The organism is Janthinobacterium sp. PAMC25594, assembly GCF_019443505.1.
Lineage (GTDB): Bacteria > Pseudomonadota > Gammaproteobacteria > Burkholderiales > Burkholderiaceae_D > Janthinobacterium.
This window is the reverse complement of record NZ_CP080377.1, coordinates 895,110-906,432: the sequence shown is the minus strand read 5'-3', so window position 1 is coordinate 906,432 and position 11,323 is coordinate 895,110. Positions and strand designations below refer to the sequence as shown.

The following is an 11,323-nucleotide window of genomic DNA, read 5'->3' as shown; positions in this document are numbered from 1 at the left end:
CTTACAGTGGGTGGGCGTGGTGCTGGTCGGGGTCGGGCAGGCTGTTGCGGATGTCGAGCACCTCGTCCCAGGCGCCCAGGAAGGCGTCGATGCAGTGCGGGCAGAAATGGCTGCCTTTGTTCTGTTGCAGGAACAGGCGCGCCTGTTCCACAGGCCAGGCCGGCTTGTACGGGCGTTCCGAGGTGAGCGCGTCGAAGACATCGGCCACGGCGACGATGCGCGCCGACAGCGGTATCTGTTCGCCCGCCAGGCCGCGCGGATAGCCGCTGCCGTCGTATTTTTCGTGGTGGCCGCAGGCGATTTCCTCGGCCAGCTGGATCAGCGGCGAATCGCTGCCGGCGAGGATCTTGCCGCCGATTTCCGCATGCTGGCGCATGATGGCCATTTCCTCGGGGTCCAGCCGGCCCGGCTTGAGCAGGATATGGTCGGGCGTGGCCAGCTTGCCCACGTCGTGCATGGGAGCCGCCTTGAGCAGCAGTTCCTGCCATTGCGCATCCATGCCCAGGTCCCTGGCGATCAGCGCCGAATAGCGCGCCATGCGCATGATGTGAGCGCCCGTTTCGGGGTCGCGGAATTCGGCCGCCCGCGCCAGGCGCGTGACCAGTTCCATCTCGCGCGCCGTGACGTTGGCGATGGCCTGGCGCACTTCATGCTCAAGCAGCTTGGCGCGGTCGGCCAGCATGGTTTGCGCCGTGCGCAGGGACAGCAGATTGCGCACGCGCAGGCTGAACTCGATGGTGTCGACGGGCTTGGTGAGAAACTCCGTGACACCGAGCGAAAAGGCCTGCTTGCGCACGGCGCGGTCGTTCTCGGTGGTGACCATGATGATGGGGATGTCGGCCATGCCCTGCATCTTGCGGAAGATGCTGAGAAATTCATTGCCCGACAGGCTGGGCATCCGGTAGTCGAGCAGGACCAGGTCCGGCACATGCGACTCGCACCAGGTCAACGCATCGATGGGGTCGTTCATGCAGACGGGTTCGATGCTGCTGGCCTTGCGCGCCAGGGTCGATAGCAGGTTCAGGTTGGTGTCGTTGTCATCGACGATCAGGATGCTCATGGTGTCTCCGGCGGATGGCGGTCAGGTGGCGGACGCAATGGTGATGGCGTCTCAGGCAGCCAGTTTGCCCGTGGCGGGCATGCCCAGGCCTGACAGCAGGCTGTCCATGTCGAGCACGATCAACAGCCGTTCATCCAGGCTGCCGATGGCCGTGACATGGCCTGCCATCGCCGAGCCATGCAGCTGCGGCGGGGGCTTGAGCTGTGCCGGCGCCAGCGGCACCACATCGGCCACGCGGTCGACCACGATGCCGGTGGCGCCATGCGCGAAGATGAGGATGATCACCACGGTCGAGGCGTCGTATGCGGGCTCGGCCTGGCCCAGCGCGATGCGCAGGTCGAGCAGCGGCACGATGCTGCCGCGCAGGTGGATGAAGCCCTTGAGGAAGGCGGGCGCATTGGCGATACGGGTCACGGCGCCGTAGCCGCGGATTTCCTGCACCAGGCCGATGTCGATCGCGTACTCCTCCTTGCCCAGTCCAAAGACCAGCAATTCCCGGGCGCCCGCTTGCGCCAGCTGGCTCGCTGCCGCGGCATGTGTCGTGGTGGTTTCCATGTGTTTGCTCCTGTCAGGTGATGCGTGATGCATGAAACTGCGGGGTTGCCGGGTGGCGCTCAAATTTGCTCGGTGCGGTTGCGGCCATTGCTCTTGGCCTGGTACAGCGCGGCGTCGGCTTGCATGAAACAGGCTTTCCAGTCGCCGTTGTTGGGCAGCGGCGCCAGGCCGATGCTGACCGTCGCCGTGATGGATGTGTGCTCGAAGTCGACGCACGTTGCGGCCACGGCAAGGCGGATGCGTTCGGCCACCTTGTACGCCATCGTCATGTCCGTATGCGGGAACAGCAAGCCGAATTCCTCGCCGCCCACGCGGGCGACGACATCGGATGCCCGTGCCTGGGACTGCAGCGCGGCCGCGATGGCTTGCAGCACGGCGTCGCCGGCGGCGTGGCCATGCCGGTCATTGACCTTCTTGAAGAAATCGATGTCGGCGATGCCGATGGTCATCGCACTGCCCGCGCGACTGGCCCGCGCGGCCGTACGTACGGCTTCGATCTCGAAGGCGCGGCGGTTCGGCAGGTGGGTCAGGGGATCGCTCAGGGCGATGCGCTGCAAATGCTGCCAGCGGGCCGCATTCTGCTGTTCGATGGCGCGTGCGTGGCGCTGGTCGATAAAAAAGGCGCCCAGGTAGTTTTCGTCGTCCAGCTTGCCCAGGTCCATGGCCTTGAGCACGATGGGCAGCATGGTGCCATCGTGGTGGCGTATGGCGAAATGGCGCTTGTGGCCGAGTACCGTGGACTTCTTTTCGCCGGCCAGATAGGCGCCGATCCGTGCGCCATGCTGCTTGCGCACGGAGTCGGGCAGCAGCGCCTCGATCTGCTGGCCCGACAGGCTGCCCGGGGCATAACCGCTCAGCGCATACATGGCGTCGTTCGCATAGCGGATGCGTGAACCCGCATCGATGATGACGGCGGCGTCGTCGGCGGCGTCGAGCAGACGCAAGGCCAGGATTTTGTTCATGTGCTTGTCCCCTGCATGAATGCGGATTTCCTGGGAAGACGAAGGCCACGATCTCGCTGCCCCATTTTTGTTTTCCCTTAGGAATCATCATACCTCAAATAAAATTGAATGCAATGAATTTCATGATTTTAATGATTTGTATTTCTGGCGCAACTGCCATCACGGCCCTGAATTCACCAGAAAACAAGCAGTTTTCCTCTGTGGCTCGGGCAAATTTCTCATTCTCAATGTTATTAAAAATAACAAATTTGTTTAATTTTTTAATTAAATGTTGTATTTGGTAAATTTATGTAGCAAAATAAATTTGATCTACATCAAAAAGATGGCGAATAAGAGAAAGAAAAGCAGAGGGCGTGGTGCCTTCGCGCTTGTTCACCATCAGGGCAGGAATAGGCGAACGCTGCTGAGGTCAGGGCGTCAGCTGGCTGGATCCGGATGGCGCCGCCATTCGGTTGTGCTGGATTTAGGGAGCGAACATGCGTACAAATATGCCGGTAACGGACAGGGAGTATGTGCTGCATGCTGGCCAGACGGTGGTATCGAAGACTGATTTGCAGGGCAACATCACCTATATCAACCAGGATTTCATCGACATCAGCGGCTTTTCGGCCGAGGAGCTGATCGGCGCGCCGCAAAACATCGTGCGCCATCCGGACATGCCGGTCGAAGCATTCGCCGACTTCTGGCGCACCATCAAGAGCGGCAAGGCATGGACGGGCATGGTCAAGAACCGCTGCAAGAATGGCGATTACTACTGGGTGGAAGCGAATGCCGCGCCGATGCTGGAGCATGGCAAGATGGTGGGCTACACCTCGATCCGCGTCAAACCCAGCCGGGAACAGGTAGCCGCCGCCGAGCAAGCTTACCGGGCCATCAAGCAAGGCAGCAGCACGCTCGAAGTGCGCGAGGGCGTGGCCGTGCACCGCTCGGTCCTGCGGCGCCTGAACCCGATGGCGCAGCTGTCGCTGCGCGCCAGGCTGGGCCTGGTGTTCGGCTCGCTGGCGCTGCTGTTCGTCGCGGCGCCGGCCATCTCTTACGTGGCCGCCGGGCATGCCGGCATGCCGATGCTGTTTACTACCCTGTGCGGCGTGGTGTCATGCGCTGCCGGCGGTTATACCTTGCAGCGCTCGGCCGTGATGCCGCTGCAGCGCATGCGCAGCGATATCGAGCGCATGAGCGCGGGCGATCTGTCGGGCAGCATCAGCGCCAGCGGCAACGACGAGCTGACTGCTGTGGTACAGGCGTTGCGCGTCTTGCAGACGAATGTCAAGCTGCTGGTCGGACAAATCAAGGAATCGACGGGCGTGGTTGGCCGTGGCGCGCAGGAAATCGCCGAAGGCAACGCGAACCTGTCGCAGCGCACGGAGTCGCAGGCGAGCGCGCTGGAAGAGACGGCATCGTCCATGGAAGAGCTGACGGGAACGGTCAAGCAGAATGCCGATAATGCGCGCGAGGCGAACCGCCTCGTCAGCGCCGCCTCGGAGACGGCGCACAAGGGCGAGCAAGCCATGTCGCAGGTGATCGTCACCATGGGGTCGATTCAGGAAAGCTCGCGCAAGATCGTCGACATCATCGGCGTGATCGATGGCATCGCCTTCCAGACGAATATCCTGGCCCTGAATGCGGCCGTGGAGGCGGCGCGCGCTGGTGAGCAGGGACGTGGTTTCGCCGTGGTGGCTTCCGAGGTGCGCAACCTGGCCCACCGCTCGGCCCAGGCGGCCAAGGAAATCAAGGTACTGATCGGCGACTCGGTGGACAAGGTGGGCGTGGGTAGCCGGCTGGTGCAGGATGCCGGCAAGACCATGGGGGAGATCGAGCAATCGGTGCGCCAGGTGGCCGGTTACATGACCGACATCACGGCCGCCAGCCAGGAACAGAGCGAGGGCATCGAGCAAATCAACCAGGCCATCACGCAGATGGATGACGTGACGCAGCAAAATGCGGCCCTGGTCGAACAGGCTTCCGCCGCGGCGACCGACATGCAGCAGCAGGCCATGCAACTGGCGACCTTGGTTGATTCTTTCCAGCTGGTGCGCAGTGTCGCGGCCGGCGTGGTGGCACGGCAGCCAGCCAGGGCTGCCGCAGCACGCAGGCCGTTGTCCGTGACGAGGCTGGTAAAGAGTGCTTAAAACGCGTGGCTGACGGCGTAAATCAGCAAGCCGGCCAGGCCGCCAACGATGGTGCCGTTGATGCGGATGAATTGCAGGTCGCGCCCGATGGCCAGTTCGATGCGCTCGCTCATTTCGTCCTTGCTCCACAGGTCCAGCCGTCCGGCGATGAAGGCGCCCACTTCGCCCCGGTAGCGCCGCACCAGCGACCCGCTGCCGGCGACGATGGCGTCGTTCAGCCACGCACGCGCGTGCCTGTCCTGGTCCAGCACCTTGCCCGTGTTGCGCGCCAGGCTGGCGATCGCTTGCGCCAGCACGGGCGCGTCCGCGTGCAGGTCGGCCAGCAGGCGCGTGCGGATGTTGTTCCACAGCTCGCCCAGCATGGCTTGCACCGTGTCGCTGGCGATCAGCTGCAGCTGGTAGCGGCGCACGGTGTCCTGCCACTGCGGATCGGCCTTCAGGTGCAGGGCGCTGTCGGCGATCCAGCCGGCAATGCGCTGGCGCAGCGGGTGTTGCGCATCGACGCGCACGGCGACGGCAAACTTTTGCAGCGAGGCGATCATGCGCGGCTCATACGCTTTCACGGCTTTTTTCACCAGCGCGTTCTCGATCTGGAAGGCGCCCAGCACGAAGTCGCCGATGGCGGCGTGGTGTGCCTCGTCGTCCAGGTAGGCGGCGCCGCGGTCGAGCAGGAAGTCCAGCAGTTCCTGCGGCTTGCCGTCGGCGATCAGCGCGTCGAGGCAGTCGGCCGCCACCTCCGACAGATTCAATTGGCCCAGGTAGCTGCTGGCCTGTTCGCGCAGCAGTCGGCCCAGTGTGTCGTGATCGGCCATCGCCAGCAGCTGTTTCACCACGCCGGCGCTGGCCATGCCCAGTTGCCGCGCGTTGACCTCGTCACTGAGCCAGGTGCCCAGGCGCGCGGCGGGGTCGGCTTGCACGATGCGCTCGGCGATGCCTTGTTCGGTAATGAAATGGTTTTCCACGAAGGCGCCCAGGCTGCGCCCGATGTCCGCCTTGCTGTTCGGGATGATGGCCGTATGCCACAAGGGAATGCCCAGCGGGTGGCGGAACAGCGCGACGACGGCGAACCAGTCGGCGATCGCGCCCACCATGGCCGCTTCGGCGAATGCTTCCACATAGCCCCAGGCGGGGTGGCCGCCGCGCCGCGAGCGGGCCACGGCGAAGACCAGCGCGGCCAGCAGCAGCAGGCCCACGGCCAGCCACTGCATGTGGCGCAGGCGCGCGCGCTTGAGCTGGTCCGTGCTCTGGTCCAGCTGCGCGATGAGGTCGGGGGAAGGTTGCATGGATGGCGGCCTGCAGGGTTGCGAGACCGCCATCTTACTGCGCCGGGCGCAGTGACGGGATTACTGTTGCGGATGCAGCAGCGAACGGCGGCGTGCGTAGCCGAAGTAGATGACCAGGCCGATCACCAGCCAGATGGAAAACGCCATCCAGGTGACCCAGCTGAGGAAGGTCATCAGGCCCACGCACAGGATCACGGCCAGCGCCGGCACGTATGGCACGCCGGGGCAGCGGAAGGCGCGCGGCAAGTCCGGGCGCTTCTTGCGCAGCACCACCACGGCAATCGACACCATGGTGAAGGCGGCCAGGGTGCCGATGTTGATCAGCTCAGCGAGGATATTGAGCGGGATCACGGCGGCGATCAGGCCGAAGACGATGCCGACCAGCCAGGTGGCGAAGAATGGCGTGTGGAAGCGCGGGTGCACGGTCGACAGGCGCTTGGGCAGCAAGCCGTCGCGCGACATGGCGAAGATGATGCGCGTCTGGCCGAAGGCCATCACGAGGATCACGGTGGTCATGCCGAGGATGGCGCCCAGGTCGACGAAGCCGGCGATCCAGTTTTCACCCGCATATTGCAGGGCCAGCGAGACGGGATGGTCGACGCCGAGGAATTTTTGATACGGCACGATGCCCGTCATGATGGCCGAGACCACCACGTACAGCACGGCGCACACGGCCAGCGAGCCGATGATCCCGATCGGCAGGTCGCGCGACGGCTTCTTGACTTCCTCGGCGGCCGAGGTGACGGCGTCAAAGCCGATGAAGGCGAAGAAGACGAGGGCGGCGGCGCTCAGCATGCCGTGGTAGCCGAACGGCATGTAGGGCTGCCAGTTGGCCGGCTGCACGTGGCGCGCACCGAAGATGATGAACAGCAGCACCACGCCCACCTTGATGGCCACCATGATGTTGTTCAGGCGCGCCGATTCGCGCACGCCCCAGCCCAGCATGGCCGTCAGCAGCAGCATGATGACCAGGGCCGGCAGGTTGATGAAGGTCGTCACGCCCGGCAGCGCGCCCGGCGCGGCCGACAGGGCCGCAGGCAGGGTGATGCCAAAGCCGGCCAGCAGCGACTGGAAGTAGCCGGACCAGCCGACGGAGACGGCGGCCGCGGCCAGGCCGTACTCAAGCAGCAAGTCCCAGCCTATCATCCAGGCGGCCAGTTCGCCCAAAGTCGCATAGCTGTAGGTGTAGATGGAGCCGGCCACCGGCACGGTGGAGGCGAATTCCGCATAGCACAGGGCGGCGAAGCAGCAGGCAACGGCCGCCACGACGAACGACAGCGACAGGGCGGGGCCGGCCGTCAGCGCACCCGTGCCGGTGAGCACGAAAATGCCCGTGCCGACGATGGCGCCTATGCCCATGAGGACAAGGTCGAACGGTCCCAGCACCTTGGCCAGACCTCCCGGCTTCTTGCTGTGGGCGATCATGTCATCCAAATTCTTGGTTCTAAATAAGCTCACTGTGTCTCCTGGTGGTTTTTGTCATGGCGCCATTGCCGCCTCGTGAGTAGCACGACGCAGCCAGATTCTAGCCCACGCGCCCGTGATTCCAGAAGGAAAACTGCGCCGTGCCGTGCGCGCCAGCCCCGTAAACATGTTCGGCAGGCAAAAAAACAGCCCCGGATGGTGGTCCGGGGCTGGAAAGGAGACTGCTACTAATGGTTACCTGGAAAAGTGCGCTTCAATTTCTTCCAAAGTCTTGCCTTTCGTTTCCGGCAGCAGGAAGGCGGCGGCCAGGAAATACAGCACCGTGCAGCCGGCGCCTAAGAAGAACAGCGTCGAATAGCCGTGCAAGCCCACGGTGGGCAGGAAGATGGCGGCGATCACCGTCGAGACGAACTGGTTCACCAGCAGCGCGATGCTCATGCCGTTCGAGCGGATACGCGTCGGCATCAGTTCGGACAGGGCCAGCCACACGCATACGCCCGGCCCCACGGCAAAGCTGGAAACGAACACGCAGATGGCGATCGCCACCAGCCAGCCGTGCGAGGACGAGGGCACGGGACCCAGGCTGGCCTTCTCGATGCGCAGCGGCGCCTCGCGTCCGGCGGCCGGGTCGGCGAACGGGTTCAGGTGCAGCTTGCGGAAGAACACGCCGATCACGCTGTCGGCCTGTACGGCGTCTTCGCGGGCAATGCTGACCTGGCGCAGCACGGGGTCGTCGCTGCGCAGGCTTTTCACGTTGGTGAAGGGGCCGTAGGCGTAGGCGATGGTCAGCTGCTGCGGGGTGCCGTCGGCCGCCGCGCCCAGCGCCGTCAAGGTGGCCGCATCGAGGTGCAGGGTCAGGCCATCGGCTTGTACCTGGGCGGCGATGGCGGGGCGCACGTCGGCCAGGTGCGCTTCGGCGCCGCGGAACAGCAGCCCGGCCGCCAGCAGCGAGACGACGATGCCGCCCGTGCCCAGCATCAGCAGGAATTTGCGACCCTTGCGGTCCACCAGCAGCACGGCCACCACCGTCATCACGGCATTCAGTACTTTCAGCAGCACGTCCGCCATGTTGGCCGAGGCGCCCGACAGGCCCGCCTGGTTGAGGATATTGACGACATAGGCGAGGATGGAATTGATGCCCGTCGCCTGCGTGCAGGCGAGGATCAGGCATGCGAGCAGGAAGGGCAGCACATAGCGGCGGCTCAGCAGCGGGTCTTTCGCCTTGCCGCTGGCCTTGGCCGCATTCTCGGGCGTGTCGAGCATCTCGCGCAGTTCGATGTCGGCGGCGGCGGGCAGGCGCGTGCGCAGCAGCGACTGGCGCGCCTGTTCGATGCGGCCCCGTTGCGCCAGCCAGCGCGGCGACTCGGCCAGCAGCAGGGCGCCGATGGTAAACACCAGGCCCGGCGTCAAACAGACCCAGAAGATGCTGCGCCAGGCGTGGTCCTTGGCCGTGAAGATGGCGGCGATGCGGCCCGCTTCCGGCAACGCCTGCGCCGCCTGCGTGGCCGTTTCCACCGTCTGTGCTTGCTGCAGGCCGATCAGGGCGGCGGCCACCAGGCCGATGGTCAGCAGCAGCTGGAACAGGGCGGCGCCGCGTCCACGCTGTTGCGCGGGCAGGCATTCGGCCAGGTACAGGGGCACGACGACGCCGATGAAGCCGCCGCTGATGCCTTGCAGCAGGCGGCCCAGCAGCAGCGGCGTGTAGCCGTCGGCTAGGGCGATCAGCGGGATGCTGGCGCTGAACAGGGCGCCGGCCAGGAACATCACCCAGCGCCGGCCCAGGATATCGGCCAGGGCGCCGGCGAACAGCGAAGACAGGACGGAGCCGAGGAGCACGGCGGCGACGATAAAGCTCAGCTGCTGCGCCGTCAGTTTCCAGGCCACGGAGGCCGTCGATTCCAGGTAGGGCAGGGCCCCGGCGATGATGCCGATGTCTATGCCGTACAGCAATCCTCCCATGCCGGCAATAAATAGCAGGTAGCGCATGGCCCACACGGGGGCCTTGTGTGACGTGTCGTGCATGGTAACTCCGGGACGGGGTTGAGGTAAGTTGAGGTGGTCTAGCGGGTGGAAAGATCGATGGCCGCGCCTTCGACGAAGACGGACACTGGCTGTAATTGGGAATCGAGGACGACGATATCGGCCCAGGCGCCCGGTGCCAGGCGGCCCCGTTCGGATTCACCCAGGTAGTCGGCGGGATACAGCGAGAGGCGATTCGAGGCGTCGGCCAGGTCCAGGCCCAGCTCGACGAAATTGCGCAGCGCCTGGTCCATGGTCAGCACGCTGCCGGCCAGCGAACCCGTGGCCAGGCGCACGCAGCCCAGGCATTTGTAGACGCGCTGCGTACCCAGGCCGTATTCGCCATCGGGCATGCCGGTGGCCGAGGTGGCGTCCGTCACGCCATACAGGCGCGGGATGGCGCGCAGGGCCGCGCGCAGGGCGCCCTTGGCCACGTGCTGCAGGTCGGGGATGATCTCCGCGTATTCGGCATGCGCCAGCGCCGCGCCCACCATGCCGGGATCGTAATGCGTCATGCCCGTCATGCCGTTGTACAGATGGGTAAAACCGGAGACGCCCGCTTTCAGCGCCGCCACGCCTTCGTCATACGTGCCGGCGCTGTGGCCGATCTGCACGCGGATACCCATCGCCGCCAGTTGCGGGATCAGCTCCAGGTGGCCGGGGATTTCCGGCGCCATGGTGAGTACCTTGATGGGCGCGATGGCGTGGAAACGCTGCACCAGCGCCAGGCTCGCTTGCACCACGTCGGGCGGCTGCGCGCCCAGGCGGTGCAGGTTCAAAAACGGGCCTTCCAGGTGCACGCCCAGCATGCGCGCGCCGTTGGCCGGGCGCTCGGCGATGACGCCGGCCAGGCCTTGCAGGGCGCGCAAAATCGACGGTTCCTTGGCCGTCAGGGTGGTGCCCAAGAGGGCCGTGGTGCCGTGGCGCGCATGCACCCGCGCCACGGTGGCGCCCGCATCGCCGCCTTCCATGATGTCGACGCCAGCCGCGCCGTGCACGTGCAGGTCGATAAAACCGGGCAAAATGGTCAGCGCGCTGTCGGCGGCAGGGTCTTCTTGTATCTGGACGATGCGCTGGTCAAAGGTGATGGTGCCCGTGATCCAGCCAGATGGGGTAAGGATTCTGCCGCTCAGCATGTGTTATTCCGCTATAAAAAGTTCGATGCCCAGCTTTTGCAGCCCTTCGCGGTACTCCTGGCTGATGCTGGCATCGGTGATGACGGTATCGACGCGGTCCAGCTGCACGATGCGGTGCAGGCTGACGCGGCCGAACTTCGAGGCGTCCGTGAGGACGATGATTTTCTTGGCCCGTTCCACCATCTTGTGGTTCAGGCTCGCTTCCGCTTCGTGGTGGGTGGTGACGCCGAACTGCAGGTCGAAGCCGTCCACGCCCAGGAACAGCTTGTCGAAGCTGTACGCCTGCAAACAGGTTTCCGCCTGGCTGCCCTGGATCGACAGCGACTGCTTGCGCAGCAGGCCGCCCGTCAGGATCAGGTCCACGCCGGGCGCGTCGGCCAGTTCCCATGCGATGTTGAGGCCATTCGTGGCCACCGTCACGCCCGTCGCATCGCGCAAATGGCGCGCCAGCGAGATGGTGGTGGTGCCCGAGTCGATGATGATGTTGTCGCCCGGTTCCACCAGCCGCGCCGCATAGGCGCCGATGCGCTCCTTTTGCTCGTGGTTGATGGCATCCTTCTGGCGTATCGTATGCTCGGGCGGCGGCGTGCGCGTCAGGGTCGCGCCACCGTGGCTGCGCGTGGCCATGCCTTGCGCTTCCAGCGCATTCAAGTCGCTGCGGATGGTGACCGCGGACACGCCGAGCTTTTCCACCAGATCGGTCACTTGCACCGAGCCCTGCTGGGTAAGCATTTGGAGGATGGATTCACGGCGT

The 11,323-nt window shown here is 64.8% G+C and carries 9 protein-coding genes; 1 reads left to right on the top strand and 8 read right to left on the bottom strand.

Annotated elements, in window-relative coordinates; genetic code table 11:
- Position 1: 1 nt before the first annotated feature.
- Genes KY494_RS03975 through KY494_RS03965 form a run of 3 tightly spaced genes read right to left on the bottom strand, consistent with a single transcriptional unit; the run spans position 2 to position 2,577 of the window.
- Positions 2–1,060 carry an HD domain-containing phosphohydrolase gene (locus KY494_RS03975; protein ID WP_219889992.1) on the bottom strand — a complete coding sequence of 353 codons (1,059 nt, stop codon included), beginning with the start codon at positions 1,058–1,060 and terminating at the stop codon, positions 2–4.
- A gap of 51 nt (positions 1,061–1,111) precedes the next feature.
- Positions 1,112–1,615: a chemotaxis protein CheW gene (locus KY494_RS03970; protein ID WP_219889991.1), complete on the bottom strand. Its 504-nt coding sequence runs from the start codon at positions 1,613–1,615 to the stop codon at positions 1,112–1,114.
- A gap of 59 nt (positions 1,616–1,674) precedes the next feature.
- Positions 1,675–2,577, bottom strand: coding sequence for a sensor domain-containing diguanylate cyclase (locus KY494_RS03965; protein WP_219889990.1), 903 nt, complete (start codon positions 2,575–2,577; stop codon positions 1,675–1,677).
- Positions 2,578–3,053: 476 nt separating this feature from the next.
- Here KY494_RS03965 and KY494_RS29985 point away from each other — a divergent pair, with 476 nt between their 5' ends.
- Positions 3,054–4,706: a PAS domain-containing methyl-accepting chemotaxis protein gene (locus tag KY494_RS29985; RefSeq protein WP_219889989.1), complete on the top strand. Its 1,653-nt coding sequence runs from the start codon at positions 3,054–3,056 to the stop codon at positions 4,704–4,706.
- Here KY494_RS29985 and KY494_RS03955 read toward each other — a convergent pair.
- The 5 genes from KY494_RS03955 to agaR all read right to left on the bottom strand — a co-directional run bounded on the left by KY494_RS03955 (position 4,703) and on the right by agaR (position 11,301).
- Positions 4,703–5,989, bottom strand: coding sequence for a DUF445 domain-containing protein (locus KY494_RS03955; protein WP_219889988.1), 1,287 nt, complete (start codon positions 5,987–5,989; stop codon positions 4,703–4,705). The genes KY494_RS29985 and KY494_RS03955 overlap by 4 nt on opposite strands.
- Positions 5,990–6,049: 60 nt before the next feature.
- Positions 6,050–7,447 (bottom strand): amino acid permease, encoded by a 1,398-nt coding sequence (locus tag KY494_RS03950; protein WP_308836412.1) that lies wholly within the window; start codon positions 7,445–7,447, stop codon positions 6,050–6,052.
- A 201-nt stretch (positions 7,448–7,648) separates the two neighbouring features.
- Positions 7,649–9,436 (bottom strand): MFS transporter, encoded by a 1,788-nt coding sequence (locus KY494_RS03945; protein ID WP_219889987.1) that lies wholly within the window; start codon positions 9,434–9,436, stop codon positions 7,649–7,651.
- A 38-nt stretch (positions 9,437–9,474) separates the two neighbouring features.
- On the bottom strand, positions 9,475–10,569 hold the full coding sequence (locus KY494_RS03940; RefSeq protein ID WP_219889986.1) for an N-acetylglucosamine-6-phosphate deacetylase: 1,095 nt from the start codon (positions 10,567–10,569) through the stop codon (positions 9,475–9,477).
- A gap of 3 nt (positions 10,570–10,572) precedes the next feature.
- Positions 10,573–11,301 carry a transcriptional repressor AgaR gene (gene agaR / locus KY494_RS03935; RefSeq protein ID WP_243136400.1) on the bottom strand — a complete coding sequence of 243 codons (729 nt, stop codon included), beginning with the start codon at positions 11,299–11,301 and terminating at the stop codon, positions 10,573–10,575.
- Positions 11,302–11,323 lie beyond the last annotated feature (22 nt).

Coding starts and splice junctions, on each gene's coding strand:
- KY494_RS03975 (WP_219889992.1), bottom strand. CDS start 1,060: ATGAGCATCCTGATCGTCGATGACAACGACACCAACCTGAACCTGCTA.
- KY494_RS03970 (WP_219889991.1), bottom strand. CDS start 1,615: ATGGAAACCACCACGACACATGCCGCGGCAGCGAGCCAGCTGGCGCAA.
- KY494_RS03965 (WP_219889990.1), bottom strand. CDS start 2,577: ATGAACAAAATCCTGGCCTTGCGTCTGCTCGACGCCGCCGACGACGCC.
- KY494_RS29985 (WP_219889989.1), top strand. CDS start 3,054: ATGCGTACAAATATGCCGGTAACGGACAGGGAGTATGTGCTGCATGCT.
- KY494_RS03955 (WP_219889988.1), bottom strand. CDS start 5,989: ATGCAACCTTCCCCCGACCTCATCGCGCAGCTGGACCAGAGCACGGAC.
- KY494_RS03945 (WP_219889987.1), bottom strand. CDS start 9,436: ATGCACGACACGTCACACAAGGCCCCCGTGTGGGCCATGCGCTACCTG.
- KY494_RS03940 (WP_219889986.1), bottom strand. CDS start 10,569: ATGCTGAGCGGCAGAATCCTTACCCCATCTGGCTGGATCACGGGCACC.
- agaR (WP_243136400.1), bottom strand. CDS start 11,301: ATGCTTACCCAGCAGGGCTCGGTGCAAGTGACCGATCTGGTGGAAAAG.